Source organism: Streptomyces sp. NBC_00466, from assembly GCF_041433995.1.
Classification (GTDB): Bacteria; Actinomycetota; Actinomycetes; order Streptomycetales; family Streptomycetaceae; genus Streptomyces.
The window spans coordinates 6,511,335-6,529,100 of the sequence record NZ_CP107896.1; the positions used below are offsets into that span (position 1 = coordinate 6,511,335).

Genomic DNA, 17,766 nt, shown 5'->3' on the forward strand with positions numbered 1-17,766 from the left:
ATCGTGTTGTTCGCCGTGCGCATGGACGTGAACATTCCCCGGGACCTGGATCCGGATGAGCGAGCGAGCCTGGTGGCCCGCGAGAAGGCGTACTGTCACGACCTGCAGAAGTCGGGGGAGTGGGTCCATATCTGGCGATGCGTCGGCCAGTACGCCAACATCAGCGTCTTCGATGTCGCCGACAACGAGGCCCTGCACCGCCTGCTGTGGGATCTGCCCCTCTTCCCCTACATGAAGACCGACGTCACGCCACTCGCTCAGCACCCTTCCGACCTGGCTGCCGAAGAGGTGCGCGGGTGAGAGACAAAGTGGTGGCCACCGCCGCCGAAGCGGTGGCCGACGTGACCGACGGGGCCTCGCTCGCCGTCGGCGGATTCGGCCTGAGCGGTGTGCCGAACGTACTGATCAGAGCAGTGCACGAACAGGGCACGGGCGACCTCTCCATCGTGTCCAACAACTGTGGCGCCCTGGATTCGGGACTCGCGGTGCTGCTCGCGGCGGGCCGCATCACCCGGGTCACCGGCTCCTACATCGGCGCGAACAAGGAGTTCGCCCGGCAGTACCTGGCCGGTGAGATCGAGGTCGAGATGATCCCGCAGGGCACCCTCGCCGAGCGGCTGCGCGCGGGCGGCGCGGGCATCCCGGCCTTCTACACCCCTGCCGGTGTGGGCACTCAGGTCGCCGAGGGCGGGCTGCCCTGGCGCTACGACGGCACCGGGGGCGTGGCCGTGGCCTCACCGCCGAAGGAGGTCCGCGCGTTCGACGACGTCGAGTACGTCCTGGAGCGCGCCATCCGTACGGACTTCGCGCTGGTGCGAGCCGCGAAGGGCGACCGGCACGGCAACCTTGTCTTCAACAAGTCGTCCCGGAACTTCAACCCCCTTGCCGCACAGGCCGGCCGGATCACCATCGCCGAGGTGGAGGAACTGGTGGAGCCCGGCGAGATCGAGCCGGACGCGGTGCATCTTCCGGGTGTCTTCGTACAGAGGGTGGTCGCCCTCACCCGGGAGCAGGCCGCGGACAAGGGAATCGAGAAGCGGACGGTGAATCCCTGATGGCGTGGACCCGTGAACAGATGGCTGCCCGCGCCGCCCGTGAACTGCGCGACGGCCAGTACGTGAACCTGGGTATCGGCCTGCCCACGCTCATCCCCAACTACCTGCCGGCCCATGTGGAGGTGATCCTGGAGTCGGAGAACGGCATCCTGGGCACCGGCCCCTACCCGGCGGAGGACGCTGTCGACCCGGACCTGATCAACGCCGGCAAGGAAACCGTCACGGTCGTGCCAGGAGCCTCGTTCTTCGACTCGGCGCTGTCGTTCGGCATGATCCGAGGTGGCCACATAGACGTCGCCGTGCTCGGCGCCATGCAGGTCTCCGCCCGCGGCGACCTGGCGAACTGGGCCGTGCCCGGCAAGATGATCACCGGCATCGGCGGCGCCATGGACCTGGTGCACGGCGCACGCAGGGTGCTGGTCACCATGACGCACACCGCGAAGGACGGTTCGCCGAAACTGGTCGAGGAGTGCTCATTGCCGTTGACCGGCAAGAGCTGCGTGGACCGGATCATCACCGACCTCGCCGTGCTCGACGTGACGGAACACGGCATGGAGCTGGTCGGGACGGCGCCGGACGTGACCGCCGACGAGGTCGTCGCCAGGACCGCCGCGCACGTGCGCGTGCCCGAGGCGGCCAAGTGAAGGACGTCCACGCCGTCGACGCCGTGCGCACCCGCGCGGGTCACTACCAGGAGATCACTTGCCCAACGACTGCCCCATGCTCGACCACGACATCGCTCGCCTACGACATCGCTGGCCCGGCCGACGGGCCCCTGCTGGTCCTCGGGCCGTCCCTCGGCACCTCCCGGCTCATATGGGACGCACACAGCGACTTCCTGAACGAGCAATTCCGCGTGCTCCGCTACGACCTGCCGGGGCACGGTGGTTCACCGACCGCCGCACTCGGGCACCCGGTTCCCGGCACCACGACCGTGGCGAGGCTCGCCGATTCGGTGCTCGAACTCGTCGACCAAGTGGGCGGGGACACCTTCGCGTATGCGGGAATCTCCTTGGGCGGAGCGGTCGGGACCCAGCTCGCGCTCGCGTACCCCAACCGCATTACCGCGCTCGGCTTGATCTGCACCTCCGCCCATTTCGGAGGCCGGACCGCATGGCGGGAGAGAGCCGCCCTGGTGCGCCGGAGCGGCATGGCGCCGTTGGCGGAGAGCAGCCCCTCCCGCTGGTTCGCCGAACCCGCCACAGCTGATTCGCCCCTCGGGCGGTCGCTCCTGGACTCCCTGACAAGGGTGGAGCCCGACGGATACGCCGCCTGCTGCGACATGCTCGCGACGTTCGACCTGCGGACGGACCTGCACACCGTGACGGCACCCACCTGGGTGCTCGGTGGCACACGAGATGTGGCCACACCGGTCGTACACGCCCGTGAACTCGCCGACAGCATCCCGCGAGCCGGCCTACGGATCGCGGACTGCGCGCATCTGGCCCTGGAGGCACCGGAGGCGGTCGGGGCACTGCTCCGCCATCTGCGTACGGCGGCGGCCGGACCACCGCCCGATTGCGGAGAGTGACTCCGAGGGTCGGGGTGCGCGGGCCTTCTGCGACACACCTGCTCCATTGCAGGCCGATGCCACTGCGGATATTTGCGACAGTTCCCTGTTGGGGCGGGCGGTGCACCGCAACCCGTGGTGGATCGGCGCCACAGAGGCGCTAGCGTGGTGGCTGCTGACCAGGGGGCGGTGCTGGTCGGTGCTGGTTCACTGGGGTTGTCAGGAGGAAACGTGCAGGTCAGAGCGGTTTCATGAGAATTCTGCACACATCGGACTGGCACCTCGGCCGCTCCTTCCACCGAGTCGGACTGCTCGAAGCCCAGGCCGCGTACCTCGACCACCTGGTGGCGACCGTACGGGAGCACGAGGTGGACGCGGTCCTGGTGGCGGGGGACGTCTACGACAGGGCGGTGCCCCCGCTCGCCGCGGTGGAGCTCTTCGACCGTGCGCTGCACCGGCTCGCCGAAGCGGGCGTCGCGACGGTGATGATCTCGGGCAACCATGACTCGGCCCGCAGGCTCGGAGTGGGCGCGGGTCTCATCCGGCTGGCCGGAATACATCTGCGGACCGATCCGGCGGGCTGCGCCACTCCGGTGCTCCTCTCCGACGCGTACGGCGATGTGGCGCTCTACGGGCTGCCCTATCTGGAACCGGCCCTGGTACGCGACGAGTTGAAGGCAGCCAGGGCCGGGCACGAAGCCGTGCTGACCGCGGCGATGGACCGGGTGCACGCGGACCTCGCGGTACGGGCCCCCGGCACCCGCTCCGTGGTCCTCGCCCATGCCTTCGTCGCCGGGGGAGAACCCAGCGACAGTGAGCGCGACATCACCGTCGGCGGGGTGGCCGCCGTACCGGCCGGGGTCTTCTCCGGCGTCGACTATGTCGCGCTCGGCCATCTGCACGGCAGCCAGACCCTCACCGAGCGGGTCCGCTACTCGGGCTCCCCGCTCGCGTACTCCTTCTCCGAGGCCGCCCACCGCAAGACGATGTGGCTGATCGACCTCGGCCCCGCCGGGGAGATCGCCGCCGAGCGGATCGACTGCCCCGTCCCCCGGCGGCTCGCCAGGATCCGGGGCCGGCTCGACGCACTGCTGGAGGATCCGGCGCTGGAGCGGCACGAGGAGTCCTGGGTGGAGGCCACCCTCACCGACCCGGTGCGGCCGGCCGAGCCGATGGCCCGGCTGAGTGCGCGCTTCCCGCACATGCTCAGCCTGGTATTCGAACCGGACCGGAACACCGGGGACCCGCTCGCCTCCTACGCCCAGCGCCTCAAGGGACGCACCGACCAGCAGATCGCGGAGGACTTCGTGGCGCATGTACGGGGCGGTGCAGGACCCGACGCGGCGGAGCGCGGAGTGCTCTCCGGAGCCATCGACGACGTCCGGGTGGACGACGGGGCGAACGAGGTGGCGCGATGAGGCTGCACACCCTGCGCATCGCCGCCTTCGGCCCCTTCGCCGCACGCCAGGAAGTCGACTTCGACTCCCTGTCCGAAGCCGGGCTCTTCCTCCTCCACGGACCGACCGGCGCGGGGAAGACGTCGGTCCTCGACGCCGTGTGCTACGCGCTCTACGGAGCGGTACCCGGCGCGCGGCAGGGCCCCGGGACCACCCTGCGCAGCGACCACGCCCCGGTGGACGAGCCTACCGAGGTCTCGCTGGAACTGAGCGTCGGCGACCGACGTCTGGAGGTCACCCGGCTGCCCGCACAGCCGCGCCCCAAGAAGCGGGGCGACGGCTTCGTCACGGAGAAGGCGCAGAGCAGACTGCGCGAGTACGACCGGCTGACCGGCAGCTGGCGCTCGCTGAGCAAGTCCCACCAGGAGATCGGCGAGGAGATCACCCAGCTCATCGGGATGAGCAGGGAGCAGTTCTGCCAGGTGGTGCTGCTGCCGCAGGGCGACTTCGCCCGTTTTCTGCGGGCGGATGCCGAGCCGCGCGGAAAGCTCCTCGGCAGGCTCTTCGACACCCGGCGCTTCGCCGCCGTCGAGGAGCGTCTCGCCGCGCTGCGCCGGGCCGCCGAGACACAGGTGCTCGCCGGCGACGAACGGCTGCTGACCCTCGCCCACCGGATGGCCGAGGCCGCGGGCGACGCGGCCGACGACTGGCCGCTGCCCGGCGACCGGCCGGGTGAACCGGGCCTGGCCGAGGCCGTCCTGCAGTGGGCCGCGGTGGCGCGCTGCGGAGCCCGTGAACGGCTCGACATCGCGCAGGCGACCCTGTCCGCAGCGGAGAGCCGGCAGGCCGCGGCCCGGACCGCCGTGGAGGACCAGCGCGAACTGGCCAGGCTCCAGGAGCGGTTCGAGCAGACGCGCCGCCGCGCCGACGAGCTGGCGAGCCGCCGTGGCGAGCGCGAGGAGGTACGCGCCCGGCTGGACGGAGCGCGCCGGGCCGAACGGGTCGCCGACGCGCTGACGCGGCGCGACGAAGCGGCCCAGGAGCACCGCGAGGCGGTCGGCACCCGGGAGCGCGCCCGGCGCGAGCTTCCCGCCGAGCTGGCCGAAGCGGGCGCCGACCAGCTCCACGCCCTGGAGCGCAGGCTCCGCCAGGACCTCGGTGCGCTGGACGCGGCGCGCCGGGCCGAGCGGAGAAGCGCGGAGATCACCGCCGAGCGCGCGGGCCTGGACCGCCAGGCGCACGCCGACGACGAGCTGATCCGCGAGGCGGCCGGCTGGCTGGCCGACTGGGACGCCGTCCTGCGCCGCTGTCAGGACCGTATCGACGCCGCGCAGGAGGCCGCGACCCGTGCCGAGCAGCTGGCAGGACAGCTCGACCCGGCCCGCCGACGGCTGGAGGCGGCGCGCGCCCGCGACCGGCTCACCACCGAAGCGGCGGCAGCGGAGGGACGGCTGAGCGCGGCGCGCGAGCGGGCGAACGCCGCGCACGAGACCTGGCTCGACCTGCGCGAGCGCCGTCTGCGTGGAGTCGCGGCCGAGCTGGCGGCCGGGCTGCGGGACGGCGAGCCCTGCGCGGTGTGCGGCGCGGCCGAGCACCCGGCGCCCGCCCGCCCCGGGGCGGGCCATGTGGACCGCGCCGCGGAGGAGGCGGCGTACGAGACGTACACGCGCGCCGACGAGGAACGTGCCGAAGCGGAGCGCGCTCTCGGCGCCGTCCGTGAGACGGTCGCGGAAGCGCGCGCGGGGGCGGGCAGCGCCACCACCGGTGAACTCGCCGACCTGGTCGACCAGTTGCAGCGTGACCATGCCGAGGCCCACCGTACGGCCGCCGGGATGCACGCCGCCCGGGAGGAGCGCGGCCGGGCCGAGCGCGAACACACTGAGCGGACCGCCGCCCAGCAGCAGGCCGAACGCCGCTCCGCCGCCCGTACCTCGCAGCGCGAGGCCCTGGAGCGGGAGCAGTCCGCGATCGAGGAGGAGCTGGTACGGGCACGCGGCGGCGCGGGCAGCGTCGCCGAACACGCCACGCTGCTTGAGCACCGGCTGCGGTTCCTGGACCGGGCGGCCGAAGCCGTACGCGCGGTCGACACCACCGCCCAGCGCCTCAAGGAGGCCGACGACCGGCTCGCCGACGCCGCCTTCCGGGCCGGGTTCGACACCCCGCAGGCGGCCGCCGCCGAACTGACCGGCGACAGTGAACAGCGCCGCCTGCAGCAGCGCCTCGACGCCTGGCAGGCCGAGGAGGCCGCGCTCGCCGAGCGCCTCGCCGAGCAGGACGCGGCCGAAGCCGCCGGTCGCCCGGCGGCCGATCCCGGCGCCGCCCTGGCGGAGTTCGGCACCGCGGAGCGCGCCTTCCTGGAGGCGTCGTCCGTACTGGACGCCGCGGCCAAGCGCCGCACCGCGCTCCGGCGCCTCTCCGAGCAGGCCACCGACGAGCTCACCGGCCTCGGTCCGCTGCGCGCCGAGTACGACAGAGTGGCCCGCCTCGCCACGCTCACCGCCGGGACATCGGCCGACAACGAACGCAAGATGCGCCTGGAGTCGTACGTCCTGGCCGCCCGCCTGGAGCAGGTCGCCGCAGCGGCCACCGTCCGGCTGCAGACCATGTCGGCCGGGCGCTACACCCTGGTCCACTCCGATGCGAGAGCGGGCGGCCGGGGCCGCTCCGGGCTCGGGCTGCACGTCCTGGACTCCTGGACGGGGCGGGAGCGCGACACCGCGACGCTGTCCGGGGGCGAGACGTTCTTCGCGTCACTGGCCCTCGCGCTGGGCCTGGCCGACGTCGTCACCGACGAAGCGGGCGGCATACGGCTGGACACGCTCTTCATCGACGAGGGCTTCGGAAGCCTGGACGACCAGACGCTGGACGACGTGCTCGATGTCCTGGACTCCCTGCGCGAACGGGACCGCAGCGTCGGCATCGTCAGCCATGTCGGCGATCTGCGCCGCCGCATCCCGGCCCAGCTGGAGGTCGTCAAGGAGCAGAGCGGCTCGGCGGTCAGGCACCACTCGACCGGGCGCTGACCCTCCGTACGAAGCAGCTGTTCAGAAGCAGGCGACGATGAGAGAGCGGCGACCGCCGGGCCCGCGCATCCCGCGGGCCCGGCCGCCGCCGTACCGTGCCGGACGCCCCGCGCCGGCAGACGTGTTCCTACAGCTTCGAGATCTCGTCCACCAGGTCGTCAAGCCCCAGCGACCCCTGCGACAGCGCGGCCATGTGCCATGCCTTGGCGTCGAACGAGTCGCCGTGCGCCTTGCGGGCGTTCTCCCGGCCCAGCAGCCAGGCGCGCTCGCCCAGCTTGTACCCGATGGCCTGGCCCGGCATCGACAGATAGCGGATGAGCTCGCTCTCCACGAACTCCGCGGGCCGCCCGCTGTGGTTCCCGAAGAACTCCTGCGCCAGCTCCGGCGTCCAGCGCTCGCCCGGGTGGAACGGCGAATCGGCCGGAATCTCCAGTTCCAGGTGCATGCCGATGTCCACGATCACCCGGCAGGCGCGCATCATCTGCGCGTCCAGATATCCGAGCCTGCGCTCCGCGTCAGGCAGGAAGCCCAGCTCGTCCATGAGGCGCTCGGCGTAGAGCGCCCAGCCCTCCGCGTTGGCGCTGACCATGCCGACACTCGCCTGGTAGCGGGAGAGCTGGTCCGAGACGTGCACCCACTGCGCCAGCTGGAGATGGTGCCCGGGCACCCCCTCGTGGTACCAGGTGGAGACCAGGTCGTACACCGGGAAGCGGGTCTCGCCCATGGTCGGCAGCCAGGTGCAGCCGGGCCGCGAGAAGTCCTCGGACGGCGGTGTGTAGTACGGAGCGGCGGCGCCGCCGGGCGGTGCGATCCGGGACTCGACCTTCCGTACCCGCTCGGCGAGTTCGAAGTGGGTGCCGTCGAGCGCGTCCATCGCCTCCGACATCAGCCCCTGGAGCCACTTCTGGACCTCGTCCACGCCCTCGATGTGGGTGCCGTGCTCATCCAGGTGCGCCAGCGCCTCCCAGGGACTGGCCCCCGGCAGGATCTTCCCGGCCTCGGTCCTCATCTCGGCCAGCAGCCGGTGGTATTCGGACCAGCCGTACGCGTACGCCTCGTCCAGATCCAGGTCGGTGCCGTTGAAGTAGCGTGACCAGCGGGCGTACCGCTCGCGGCCGACCGTGTCCGGCGCGTCCTCGACCGCCGGCGCGTAGACATCACGCATCCAGTCGCGCAGCGAGGCCACCGCAGCGGTCGCGGAACGGGCCGCGGAGTCCAGCTCCTTGCGCAGCGAATCCGGGCCCGCGGCGGCGAACTCCTCGAACCAGCCGGTGCCTTCGCCGCCGGAGCCGGCCCACTCCGTGAGCTGGTCGATGAAGGTCTCGGTGGGGCGCGGACCGCCGAGCAGCCCCCGTTCCAGCCCGAGGGCCAGGGACTCGCGGTACCCGTCGAGCGCGGCGGGCACGCCGCCGAGTCGCTCGGCCACGGCCGCCCAGTCCTCGTCGGTCTCCGTGGGCGTCACGGTGAACACCTCGCGCACGGCATGGGCCGGGGAGTGGATGTTACTGACGGCGCGCAGCGCCTCATCGGCCTCATGGACGGCCAGTTCGGCGTTGAGCCGCTCGCGCAGCAGCCTGCCGCACCGCCGCTCGACGTCGCTGTCCCCGCCCGGCCGGCGCTCCGCCGCGTCGAGTTCGGCCAGGGTCGTCCGCGCGAGCGCGGCGAGGGCGGCCTGCCCGGCGGGGGAGAAGTCGGGGAGGCCGCCGGAGCTCTCGCGCACTCCGAGATAGGTGCCGGTGATCGGGTCGAGAGCGATCAGGGAGTCGACGTAGGCGTCGGCGACCTGACGGGGCAGCGGGCTGGTGAGAGTCTGTGACATGCGGACATCTTCGTACGGCGGGGAGTTCCGCGCCATCACGTTCCGGATCGTCACTCTCCGGGCTCTTGCTCTCCGGGCCCGTGCTCCCCGGAGCCGCTCACCCCGGAGGCAGCAGCGGTCCGCAGTCCCACTGCTGGAAGATCAGCCGCGTCTCCACCCGGGCGACCTCGCGGTGGGCCGTGAACTCATCCAGAACCAGGCGCTGCAAATCCGCGGTGTCCGCCACCGCCACATGCACCAGGTAGTCGTCCGGCCCCGCCAGATGGAAGACGGCCCTCGACTCGGGCAGCCTCCTGATCCGCTCCACGAACGGGCCGACCAGCTCCCGGCGGTGCGGCCGCACCTGCACCGAGAGCAGCGCTTCCAGGCCCCGCCCCAGTTTCGCCGGGTCGAGCCGCAGCTGATGGCCCAGCACCACTCCGGAGCGGCGCAGCCGGGCCACCCGGTCGAGGCAGGTCGACGCGGCCACCCCGACCTCGGCAGCCAGCTCCCGGTAGGTGGTCCGGGCATCGTTCTGCAGGAGGCGGAGCAGATGCAGATCGACCGGGTCGAGTACGACGGATTCGGCCATCAGCCGAACGTAACACGGGATGTGGCCTGAACTGCCCGGTAGGTGTTCAGGGTTCCCGCATGGAATCCGATGCCTCGACCACATCCAGGGCCCTGGCCACCGAAGCGGTGCACGCCGGACGCGAAGACCTCGCCGGTCTCGGCCTGCACGCCGTCCCGATCGATCTGTCGACCACGTACCCCTCGTACGACAGCAGGCAGGAGGCGGCCAGGATCGACGAGTTCGCCGCCACCGGGGCCCGCCCGCAGGGGCCGCCGGTCTACGCCAGGCTCGACAACCCCACTACCGCGCGCTTCGAGACGGCGCTCGCCCGGCTGGAGGGGGCCGCGAGCGCGGTGGGCTTCGCCAGCGGCATGGCCGCGCTCAGCGCGGTGCTGCTCGCCCGTGCGAGCCAGGGGCTGCGCCATGTCGTCGCGGTCCGCCCGCTGTACGGGTGCAGCGACCATCTGCTCAGCGCGGGGCTGCTCGGTACGGAGGTGACCTGGACCGACCCGGCGGGCGTTGCCGACGCGATCCGTCCGGAGACCGGCCTGGTGATGGTCGAGACGCCCGCCAACCCGACCCTCGCCGAGATCGACATCCGGGCGCTGGCGCACTCCTGCGGCTCGGTGCCGCTGCTCGTCGACAGCACCTTCGCGACCCCGGTCCTCCAGCGGCCGCTGGAACACGGGGCGCGGATCGTCCTGCACAGCGCGACGAAGTATCTGGGCGGGCACGGCGACGTACTGGCCGGGGTGGTGGCCTGCGACGAGGAGTTCGCACGGGTGCTGCGGCAGCTGCGGTTCGCGACGGGCGGTGTCCTGCACCCGCTGTCGGGGTATCTGCTGCTGCGCGGTCTCTCGACCCTGCCGGTGAGGATGCGGGCCGCCGCCGGGACGGCCGCTGAGCTCTCCCGCAGGCTGGCCGCCGACTCGAGGGTCGCGGCGGTCCACTATCCGAAGCTGGGCGGCGCCATGGTGGCCTTCGAGGTGCACGGCGATCCGCACCGGGTGATCGCCGGCGTACGGCTGATCACCCCGGCCGTCAGCCTCGGCAGCGTCGACACCCTCATCCAGCACCCCGCCTCCATCAGCCACCGCATTGTGGCCGAGGGAGACCGGCGGTCCGCAGGCGTGAGCGAGCAGCTGCTGCGGATGTCGGTGGGCCTGGAGGACGTGGACGACCTCTGGGCGGACCTGGACGGGGCACTCAGAGGCCGTTCTGCTCGCCCGGACCGTACGGCAGTTCATGCGGAAGGCCGTACGGCAGGTCCTGCGCCGGACGGGAGTGCGCGGGTGCCGTCGCCAGCCGTGCGGTGATCACCAGAGTGCCTTCCTCGATCTGGTAGTCGAGGGGCAGCCCGAGGCCGCGCATCGCCGCCACCATCCCGGTGTTGGACGCCTGCGTTACCGCGTACACGCTCTCGCACCCGGTCTCCTCGGCCAGCGCCACCAGCCGGCCGAGCAGCTCGGAGCCGATGCCGCGGCGCTGCCAGGCGTCCTCGACGAGCAGCGCGACCTCGGTCTCGTCGCCGTCCCACAGGAGGTGGCCGAGGCCGACGATGCGCCCCGAAGCGGTCTGCACGGCGAGGGTGCGGCCGAAGCGGGGGCTCAGCAGATGGCCGAGGTAGCGGTCCGCGTCGCCGACCGGGCCGTGGTAGCGCAGGCCGAGGGTCCGGTCGGTGCACCGGTCGTGCATCGCCCTGGCCGCCTGCGCGTCGTCGGGCCCGGCCCTGCGCACGCTGATCTCGTTGCCCTCGGGGAGGGTGAAGACATCCCTGCTGCGGGGCATCCGCGGGCCGAGGCGGGCGTCGAGTTCGATGAGGGCCCTGGCGCGGGCGAACTCCGTCGGGGTGAACGGCAGATGGGGCCGCTCGACGGTGATCGTGCCGCCGGACGGGTCGCGCAGCCGCATCACCCGCTCCTCAAGGACGCCGTCCGCGGGCGTCGGCTCCTCGTCGGGTGAGCCGCCGGCCGGCACCGCGGGCAGCGAGTGGATGGTGCAGCGGCCGAGCAACTGGCGCAGTGCCAGCGGGAGTTCGGCCGCGTCCAGAGCGGTGCGGGTGGCGAGGCCCAGGACGCGGGTCGGTGCGTCGACCAGGTCGTGGGCGTCCGCGCGCTCGATCCAGGTGTCGTGCCCGCCTGCCGCCGCGACCTCGTGGCCGAGCTGCCTGGACTGGAAGGCGGCGGGGGCGCGCAGCAGGAACTCGTCGACCGTGCCTTCGGCGAGCGGGTGGGTCTGGAGCGTCAGGATGTCGACCTGGTGGCGGGCCAGCGCCGTGCACAGCGCGGCCAGGCTGCCGGGCTCGTCCCGTACGGTCGTACGCATCCGCCACAGCACGGTCTCGGACCGCGCCATTCCGTTCGCGTCGCTGTCGCTGGTGTCGCTGTGCACGTGCTCGTCGCGGGGCGCGGCGGGCGTGCCGGACGCGTCGCTCGCGCCGGACTGTCCGGGCGGCCGTCCGGACGGTGGCGCGTGGCTGTGGCGCTGGGCCCACCAGAGGTGGAACGCGGCCGTGCCGGTGAGCGCCACCGCGGCGGCGACCAGGAGGAAGGGCCCGTCGGGCCCGTGCGCGACGAGATTGGCTACGGCGTCGGCGACAGCGACGGCGGTGAACAGGGCAGCCAGTTCGATGAGGTCCCGGCGCCAGTGGTGCGGGCGACGGGCGCTCTTCGCGGGATTCACATCGGTCATGCCCTCACTGTGACCGAGCGGTGTTGCCTGATCACGAACACCCTGTGACTGATGGGTTAAGTGTGATTTTGGTTGATTGATAACTTTTTCCCGCCGGAAAAGACGCGAAGCGTCCGGTCCGGTGCCCCATGGTGATGCAGTTGCCATTGCACGTACCCCCTCACCCCAAGTGAACCGACACGGGCCTCAATTGGTTCCTGCCAGCAGCCGGATACCGTGCTCGATCTCCGACGGCGCCAGATGCGCGTATCCGAGCACCAGACGTACGACGTCGTCCCGGGGCCTGGCGGTTCCGTAGTAGGAGAGCGGACGCACGGCGGCCCCCGCCCGGGCCGCCCGCTCCAGGAACCGGTCCTCCGGGCCGTGAGCCTCCGGCAGTCGCGCGATGACATGCAGTCCGGCGGCGATCCCGCTGACCGCGGACCCCGGGAAGTGCTCGGCGAGAGCCCTGACCAGGGCGTCCCGCCGCTCCCGGTAGGCGCGCTGGCAGCGCCGCAACTGACGGTCGTAACCGCCACCCCTGATGAACTCGGCCAGCAGCGCCTGGTCGATGGCGGGATTGCCGAGATCCATGGTGCGCTTGCGCGCGACGATCTCGTCGGTCACCCACTCCGGAGCGACCAGCCAGCCCAGCCGCAGGCCGGGCGCGAGGGACTTGCTCACCGAGCCGGTGTACGCCACCCGGTCGGCGTCGAGCCCCTGGAGCGCCCCGACCGGCGCGCGGTCGTAACGGAAGTCCCCGTCGTAGTCGTCCTCGATGACCAGCCCGTCCACCGAGCGTGCCCAGTCGAGGAGTTCGGAGCGGCGGGCCGGGGTGCAGGCGATGCCGGTGGGGAACTGGTGGGCGGGAGTGGTGACCACGGCGCGCACTCCGCTCGCGGCGAGTGGGCCCGGAGCAGGCCCTTCCGCGTCGAGCGGCAGCGCCACGGTACGCAGACCGGCGGCGGCGAAGAGGGCCGTGTGCTCGGGACTGCCGGGATCCTCCACGCCGACGGCGCGCACACCGCGCGCGTGGAGCACGAGGCCGAGCAGAGTGGTCGCCTGCGCGACACCGGAACAGACCACCAGGCGCTCCGGATCCGCCACCACTCCACGACGCCGGGTGAGCAGCTCGGCCAGTGCCCCGCGCAACTCGGGGAGGCCGCGCGGATCCGGGTAGCCGAGCGCGTGGTGCGGCAGCCTCGTCAGTACGGACCGGTGGGCGGCGCCCCAGGCGGCGCGCGGGAAGAGCGAGAGATCAGGTGTCCCCGGGCGGAAGTCCACCAGTACGCCGGGCGCGCGCGGCGCCAGGTCCCGCACGCCGCTCGCCGAGGGGCGCACGGCGCCGCCCACCCAGGTACCCGCACCCCGGCCGGCGCGCAGATACCCCTCAGCGGTCAGCTGCTCGTACGCCTCGGTGACCAGACCGCGCGAGACACCGAGGTCGGCTGCGAGCGCACGGCTGGACGGCAGCCGGGTCCCGGCCGGAAGCCGCCCGGCCCGGACCGCGGTGCGCAGGGCCTCCTGCAGCTGACGGCCACGGCGCCGGGGCGGCGCGGCCGTGACCGGCAGCAGCAGTTCCCAGGCCGGTGAACCGGCGGGGGGATACGCGGCCGTACCCGGCGGGGCGGCGTCGGCGGCGTCCGGCGGATTGGTCCCCGATAGCGTCATACGAGTGGACCCTAATACGGGCCACCGGCCGCTCTAGCGTCGTCCGTATGACGTCAACTCCCGTACGGGGTGCGCTTCTCGCGGCGCTCGCCTGTGTCCTGGTCGGTGGTTCGTTCACGGCCAACAGCGTGCTCGGCGACTACCCGTACGCGGGCGGTCAGGCCCTGCGGTACGCGCTGGCAGCCCTGTTGCTCCTGCCGCTGCTGGGGCGGGGCGGCGTGACGCGGCTGCGGGCACTCGGCGCGGGGCAGTGGGGGCGTCTCGCTCTGCTCGCCGCCGTCGGGATGGTCGGTTTCAACCTGGCGGTGCTGGCAGCGGAACGGACCGCTGAACCCGCAGTCCCCGGTGTCTTCGTCGGCTGCGCGCCGGTCGTCGTCGCGGTGCTCGTGCCGCTGGCCGGGGGGCGCCGCCCGGCCCGGCCGGTTCTGCTGGGCGCTCTGCTGGTGGCCGCGGGCGCCTTCGCGGTCCAGGGCTGGGGCCGCACCGACGCCATGGGGATCGGCTGCTCGGCGGGTGCGCTCGCGGGGGAGGTGGGCTTCGCTGTCCTCGCCCCTCCGGTGCTGTGGCACCTCGGTCCGAAGCTGCTGTCCGCCACGGTGTGCGCGGTCGCGGCCGTCGAATCCGCCGGGATCGGCATCGCCGTGGACGGAACCCGTTTCGTACGGGCGCCGGACACCGCGGAGGCGATGGCGCTCGGCTGGCAGGCGGTCGTGGTCACCGTCATCGGGTTCGTCTGCTGGTACAGCGGGATGCAGCGGATCGGCGCCGAGCGGGCCACCCTGTTCTCGGGCCTGATCCCCGTGGCCGCCGCGCTGACCGCGCCCCTGGTCGGCGCCGGGGGCTACGGCGCCGCGCAGGCGGGGGGCAGCGCTCTGGTCGCGGTGGGCGTGACCCTCGGATCCGGGGCGGCCGGACGCCGCTCAGCGGCTGGTGTCGAGGATGACGCGGGCCACCAGGGCGGGGTCGTCGTTCATCGGGACATGGCCGCAGCCGGGCAGCCGCACCAGCCGGGCGCCGGGGATGGTGTGCTTGGCCCGGATGCCCTGGCGGCGCAGCAGGATGCGGTCCTTCGTGCCCCAGGCCACGGTGACGGGTACGGCGCTGACCTCGGATGTGAAGAGCACGTCCCGGCCGGCGGCGAGGGTTTCGTCGAAGCCGGTCGCGCCACGCAGCGCTTGGGTCTCCGCGACGACGGCCTCCGGTGAACGGCGGCCCGGCCGGGCGTAGATGGTGCCGGTGAGGGCCGCCCGTCCGGCCGTCGAGCGCGACAGCCGCTCGACCACCGGGGGCGGCAGCAGCCGGGCACCCTGCCGCATCGCCGTCAGGGTCGAGAACGCGTAGCGCCGCTCGCCCGGCGTCCAGAATCCGGCCGGTGAGAGGGCGGTGACCGACCGTACGAGCCTCCTGCTGCCCAGCTCCAGCGCGAGCAGACCGCCCAGCGAGTTCCCCGCCACATGGGGCCGTTCGGCGCCGAGCGCCTCGCACATCGCGCCGAGTACGGGCACGACCGACGCGAGGTCGTACGGCACGCCTGCGGGCAGCGCGGGCGAGGCGCCGAACCCGGGCAGGTCGACGGCGATCACCTCGCGCTCGGCGGCCAGGATGTGCACCACGGGATCCCACGCCTGCCGGTGGTGGCCAATACCGTGCAGGAGCAGGAGCGGAGCGCCGGCTCCGGTGCGCTCGTACGCCACCGAGACCGGCTGCTGCCCCGTCGGAGTGTCGATCGTGAAGGAGACCTGGGCGGTCATGCGGCTGCTCCCTGGGGTGGGGGTCCCTGAGGGCAGGAACCGGCACTTAGACGTTGCGTCAGTAAGAATTACCCTTCAGTAGCTTGTACTTCAAGGGGGTGGCGCGAAAACGGGGTGGCGCGAGAGGGGAAGGGTGGTGCGGAGTGGATCCGGTCCCTTCCGGCGATTCCTTCTGGACACCGGAGGGCCGGTCGGCTGGGATGGGGGAGTGGCGATCGACACGGCAACCGACCTTTTCGAAGAACACCGCTCCGTACTGACGGGTGTGGCGTACCGGATGCTCGGCCGGGTCGCCGACGCCGAGGACGTCGTACAGGAGGCTTGGCTCCGCTGGTCGGCGGCCGACCGCGGGGATGTGCGCGAGCCGCGTGCCTTCCTCGTCCGCGTCACGACCCGGCTGGCGCTAGACCGGCTTCGGCATGTGCAGTCGCGGCGCGAGGCGTACGTGGGGCCGTGGCTGCCCGAGCCGCTGGCCACGGACTTCGGCGCGGCCGTTCCCGACACCGCGGAGCAGGCGGTGCTCGCCGAGTCCGTCTCGTTCGCCGTGCTGGTGGTGCTGGAATCGCTCTCTCCGCTGGAGCGCGCGGTGTTCGTGCTGCGGGAGGCCTTCGGATTCCCGTACGCGGAGATCGCCGTCGTACTCGATCGCGGCGAGGCGGCCGTGCGCCAGCTCGCCGGTCGCGCCCGGCGCCATGTGGAGGAGCGCAAGCCGCGGTACGACGTCGATCCGGCCGAACGCCGAGATCTGACCGAACGGTTCCTGGCGGCGGCCTCGGGCGGGAACCTGGACGAGCTGCTGGCCCTGCTCACGCCCGGAGTGCGCCTGGTGGGGGACAGCGGCGGCAAGTCCAAGGCGCCGCTGCGCGTCATCGAGAGCGCGGACAAGGTGGGCCGTTTCCTGTTCGGTGTCGCCGAGAAGGGCGTCGAGGACGCCGAGTTCCGCATCAGGGAGCTCAACGGGGCCCCGGCGATCGTCGTCCTCTCGGGCGGCACTGTGGACACCGTGGTGCAGGCGGAGATCAAGGACGGCCTGATCGCCGAGATCTACGTCGTGCGCAATCCTGACAAGCTCCTGCTGCTCTCCACGGAGTAGAGCTCTCCGACACCGCTGATCCGGGGCGCGCCCGCTTGTCCGGGGTGTGCCCTTGCTCGTTGGGTGTGCCCTCGGCCCTGGACGCCGTGCGCCGTCCGCGCCGCGGCGGCTCTTTGCTGTGCGCGGGCTCATTGCTCTGCGCGGACGTGCGGTTCCGGCTCCTCACTTCCGGCTGCCCGGCGCCGGTTGGCGTAAGTGGCCGCCGACCGATAACTTCCCGTGAACGCTCTGCGTCATGACTCGACTCCTCTCCGCTATCGGGTGAGGATTGGTCTTGACCAAGAAGGGGTGCCGTCCTACTCTCGCAGAGTTAGTGCAGGAACCTTTAATAAATAAGGGCACAGAAAAGCCGCCGGGCATACGGCGATTGCGGAGGATCAGGGTGGGGACCACGCAGCTGGAATCGGTGCCGGAGCCGAAGTACTGGCACCTCAAGACCGTGCTCACTGAGGCGCTGGACTCGGAGTTCGCGGTCGGGGAGATCCTTCCCAACGAGCGTGAACTGGCCGCTCGTTTCGGTGTCGCGCGCGCCACGCTGCGTCAGGCGCTGGAACAGCTGGAGCTGGAAGGGCGTCTGCAGCGCCGCCGGGGGGTGGGCACCACAGTCGCCCCGCCGCGCGTTGGTGTCGATGTGTCGACTTCGCAGCAGACCTGGCCCGGTGCGCCGGACGACGCCTGGCAGCCCGTCGAATGCGGCAGCGCCGCTCCGCCGGCCGCCGTGGCCCGGCTGCTCGACGCGGACAGCGACGACGCGGTGCACACCGTACGCAGGATCCGGATGACGCAGGGCCAGTCCGTCGCCACCGAGCTGGTGTACGTACCGGTCGCCTCCGTGCCCGAACTGTCCGCCATAGAAGCCCCGTCGGGCCCGGCGCGTGCCCGCGCCGTCCTGCGTGAGCTCCAGCATCTCGACCTCGACGGCCAGGACCGCGCGGTCGAACTGGGTTCGGCCCGCGCCGACGACGCCAAGGAACTCGACCGGTTGCCCGGTGCTCCCGTGCTCGTCGTCACCACCCGGTACATCGCGGGCGGCAGGACGGTCGCGGTGTCGGTGGCCACCTACCGGGCGGACACCTGCCGGCTCACCTTCGGTGACTCGGGCGACCTGGAGATCAGCGACCAGCTGCCCGGCGGCAAGAAGGCGTCCTGACCCGGACGTCCCTCGTCCGGGCCGAGGCGGCCGCCCCCCAGTCGCTGCCCATGCTTCCGGTGCAAGAGTGACGG

At 72.3% G+C, this 17,766-nt stretch carries 14 protein-coding genes and 1 pseudogene; 10 read left to right on the plus strand and 5 right to left on the minus strand.

Features of this window, described 5'->3' with window-relative positions:
* Positions 1–3: 3 nt before the first annotated feature.
* The 6 genes from catC to OG210_RS29245 all read left to right on the plus strand — a co-directional run bounded on the left by catC (position 4) and on the right by OG210_RS29245 (position 6,985).
* Positions 4–300 (plus strand): muconolactone Delta-isomerase, encoded by a 297-nt coding sequence (gene catC, locus OG210_RS29220; protein ID WP_328324163.1) that lies wholly within the window; start codon positions 4–6, stop codon positions 298–300.
* Complete coding sequence (locus OG210_RS29225) at positions 297–1,055, plus strand: CoA transferase subunit A (protein ID WP_371539511.1); 759 nt, start codon at positions 297–299, stop codon at positions 1,053–1,055. The genes catC and OG210_RS29225 overlap by 4 nt, the downstream gene beginning before the upstream one ends.
* Complete coding sequence (locus tag OG210_RS29230; RefSeq protein WP_371539514.1) at positions 1,055–1,699, plus strand: CoA transferase subunit B; 645 nt, start codon at positions 1,055–1,057, stop codon at positions 1,697–1,699. The genes OG210_RS29225 and OG210_RS29230 overlap by 1 nt, the downstream gene beginning before the upstream one ends.
* On the plus strand, positions 1,696–2,586 hold the full coding sequence (locus tag OG210_RS29235; RefSeq protein ID WP_371539517.1) for an alpha/beta fold hydrolase: 891 nt from the start codon (positions 1,696–1,698) through the stop codon (positions 2,584–2,586). The genes OG210_RS29230 and OG210_RS29235 overlap by 4 nt, the downstream gene beginning before the upstream one ends.
* Before the next feature lie 230 nt (positions 2,587–2,816).
* On the plus strand, positions 2,817–3,983 hold the full coding sequence (locus OG210_RS29240; RefSeq protein WP_371539520.1) for an exonuclease SbcCD subunit D: 1,167 nt from the start codon (positions 2,817–2,819) through the stop codon (positions 3,981–3,983).
* Positions 3,980–6,985 carry an AAA family ATPase gene (locus OG210_RS29245; protein WP_371539523.1) on the plus strand — a complete coding sequence of 1,002 codons (3,006 nt, stop codon included), beginning with the start codon at positions 3,980–3,982 and terminating at the stop codon, positions 6,983–6,985. The genes OG210_RS29240 and OG210_RS29245 overlap by 4 nt, the downstream gene beginning before the upstream one ends.
* Before the next feature lie 127 nt (positions 6,986–7,112).
* On the opposite strand, the gene OG210_RS29250 is transcribed toward OG210_RS29245, so the two are convergent.
* Positions 7,113–8,804, minus strand: coding sequence for a DUF885 domain-containing protein (locus OG210_RS29250; RefSeq protein WP_328324152.1), 1,692 nt, complete (start codon positions 8,802–8,804; stop codon positions 7,113–7,115).
* 97 nt (positions 8,805–8,901) lie between these two features.
* Complete coding sequence (locus OG210_RS29255) at positions 8,902–9,375, minus strand: Lrp/AsnC family transcriptional regulator (protein WP_328324150.1); 474 nt, start codon at positions 9,373–9,375, stop codon at positions 8,902–8,904.
* A 59-nt stretch (positions 9,376–9,434) separates the two neighbouring features.
* Here OG210_RS29255 and OG210_RS29260 point away from each other — a divergent pair, with 59 nt between their 5' ends.
* Positions 9,435–10,673 (plus strand): PLP-dependent aspartate aminotransferase family protein, encoded by a 1,239-nt coding sequence (locus tag OG210_RS29260; protein WP_371539526.1) that lies wholly within the window; start codon positions 9,435–9,437, stop codon positions 10,671–10,673.
* Here OG210_RS29260 and OG210_RS29265 read toward each other — a convergent pair.
* Positions 10,564–12,048, minus strand: coding sequence for a GNAT family N-acetyltransferase (locus OG210_RS29265; protein ID WP_371539530.1), 1,485 nt, complete (start codon positions 12,046–12,048; stop codon positions 10,564–10,566). The two genes, OG210_RS29260 and OG210_RS29265, sit on opposite strands and share 110 nt — an antisense overlap.
* 186 nt (positions 12,049–12,234) lie before the next feature.
* Positions 12,235–13,698 (minus strand): PLP-dependent aminotransferase family protein, encoded by a 1,464-nt coding sequence (locus tag OG210_RS29270; protein ID WP_328324144.1) that lies wholly within the window; start codon positions 13,696–13,698, stop codon positions 12,235–12,237.
* Positions 13,699–13,745: 47 nt separating this feature from the next.
* On the opposite strand from OG210_RS29270, the pseudogene OG210_RS29275 reads away from it, so the two are divergent.
* Positions 13,746–14,534 (plus strand): annotated as a pseudogene (locus OG210_RS29275) (EamA family transporter); the annotation flags it as partial.
* A gap of 84 nt (positions 14,535–14,618) precedes the next feature.
* Here the strand turns inward: OG210_RS29275 and OG210_RS29280 are convergent.
* Positions 14,619–15,449, minus strand: coding sequence for an alpha/beta fold hydrolase (locus tag OG210_RS29280; protein WP_371539533.1), 831 nt, complete (start codon positions 15,447–15,449; stop codon positions 14,619–14,621).
* 208 nt (positions 15,450–15,657) lie between these two features.
* Between OG210_RS29280 and OG210_RS29285 the strand changes: the two genes are divergently transcribed.
* Complete coding sequence (locus OG210_RS29285) at positions 15,658–16,542, plus strand: RNA polymerase sigma-70 factor (protein ID WP_328324140.1); 885 nt, start codon at positions 15,658–15,660, stop codon at positions 16,540–16,542.
* A gap of 382 nt (positions 16,543–16,924) precedes the next feature.
* On the plus strand, positions 16,925–17,692 hold the full coding sequence (locus OG210_RS29290; protein WP_328324138.1) for a GntR family transcriptional regulator: 768 nt from the start codon (positions 16,925–16,927) through the stop codon (positions 17,690–17,692).
* The last annotated feature ends 74 nt before the right edge of the window (positions 17,693–17,766 follow it).